Annotated in this window: 1 protein-coding gene and 1 pseudogene; one reads left to right on the top strand and one right to left on the bottom strand. The window is 63.8% G+C overall.

The genetic code is table 11. From position 1 onward, the window contains the following. Positions 1–438: 438 nt before the first annotated feature. The gene (locus NJ959_RS29865) at positions 439–873 is read left to right on the top strand and encodes a hypothetical protein (protein ID WP_254015389.1); all 435 of its coding nucleotides are present in this window, start codon (positions 439–441) and stop codon (positions 871–873) included. Between the two features lie 74 nt (positions 874–947). Here the strand turns inward: NJ959_RS29865 and NJ959_RS29860 are convergent. Further along, a pseudogene (locus tag NJ959_RS29860) lies at positions 948–1,162 on the bottom strand (DNA polymerase III subunit beta); the annotation flags it as partial.

The raw sequence follows: 1,162 nt of genomic DNA, 5'->3' as shown, positions 1-1,162 counted from the left end.
GCGCAGGATGACCTCGCGCACTTGCCTCCCTTCAAAACGAGCAAGGGAGTCGGTGGGGGCGGTCGTGGTCGTTGTGGTCGGCGGGGCCACTTCTTGGGCGATGGCTTGCGGAGTCCAGCACGACCCAGCCGCGAGGGCCAGGGCGAGCAGACTAGCCGATGCACCAGAGTTGTGACGGCGCGAGGGGCCACCGGCGAGTCGCGGGTCGGAAGGGGTTGGTTTGTGGTCACTCACCGGGCGGGGACGATACCACCCCAAACGCGCGACAACAAACCCAAGAGGGTTCATGTATTGGTGGCTGGTGAAGATTGTGTGGGCTTGCTGCACGGGCGTGCCGATGGTACGGTTCGATCCTGCTTGGGGGGATTCTCCTACACCTTATTCGGGGCACCGTTTCGGCAATCGGTGTCCTTGCTGGCCTTGAGGATGTGTTGTTCGATGGACCATGTGTACCGGAAGATGCGGCTGGTGACGGTTGGCGTGGTGGCGGCGGCGTCGGTCGTTGCGGGAATGGTGGCGTTTTGGTACTTGGCACCCCGGGAAGTGATGGCGAAGACGCCGACGTCGATGTACCTGATCGTGCTGGCGATGTTGGCGGGGCCGATCGTCACGATCGTGGCGTGGGCGTGGGATCGGCGTGCGCGGATTCAAGATGAGCTGGCGGCCCAAGAGACTCGGCAGGAGCATGTGCACGTCGCGAATCGGTTGGGGTCGCGCGAGGCGAGTGTTTCGGAGGCTTCGAGGACGGCCGAGCGGCAGGCCGCTGCGGGCGCTCCTCAATCGGGCGGTGTGATGGGAACGGGTCGAACGATACCGGCGAGGCGGGCGCTGCCGGGGAATCGGCACCGCGTCGTGCGGCATGTGGTGAAGTAGTTAGAGCGAAGCGGGCACCATGAAAAACCCCACGGCGTGCGTGGGGTTGGTGGAGTTGCGCGTGCTGGCGTTGATTACTGCAAGTTCACCGGCATCACGACGTACAGGAAGTCCTGCCCGGACTTGAGGAGGGCGGGCTTGCTTGAGGCCTTGAGTTCCATGATGACCTGCGGGTCGGTGATGACCTTGAGGGCGTCGGTGATGAAGGCGGGGTTGAAGCCGATCTCGATGTCGTCGCCTTCATAGCCCGCGAGATCGATCTTGATCTCGGCCTCGCCCATCTCTGGTG

The sequence above is a fragment of the Limnofasciculus baicalensis BBK-W-15 genome, from assembly GCF_024178385.1.
GTDB classification, from domain to species: domain Bacteria; phylum Cyanobacteriota; class Cyanobacteriia; order Cyanobacteriales; family Coleofasciculaceae; genus Limnofasciculus; species Limnofasciculus baicalensis.
Note: the sequence above shows the minus strand (reverse complement) of the source record. Positions and strands in the feature narration are given on the sequence as shown.

Bases quoted from the DNA above. Each gene is read 5' to 3' on its own strand.
- NJ959_RS29865 (WP_254015389.1), top strand. From the start codon at position 439: ATGGACCATGTGTACCGGAAGATGCGGCTGGTGACGGTTGGCGTGGTG.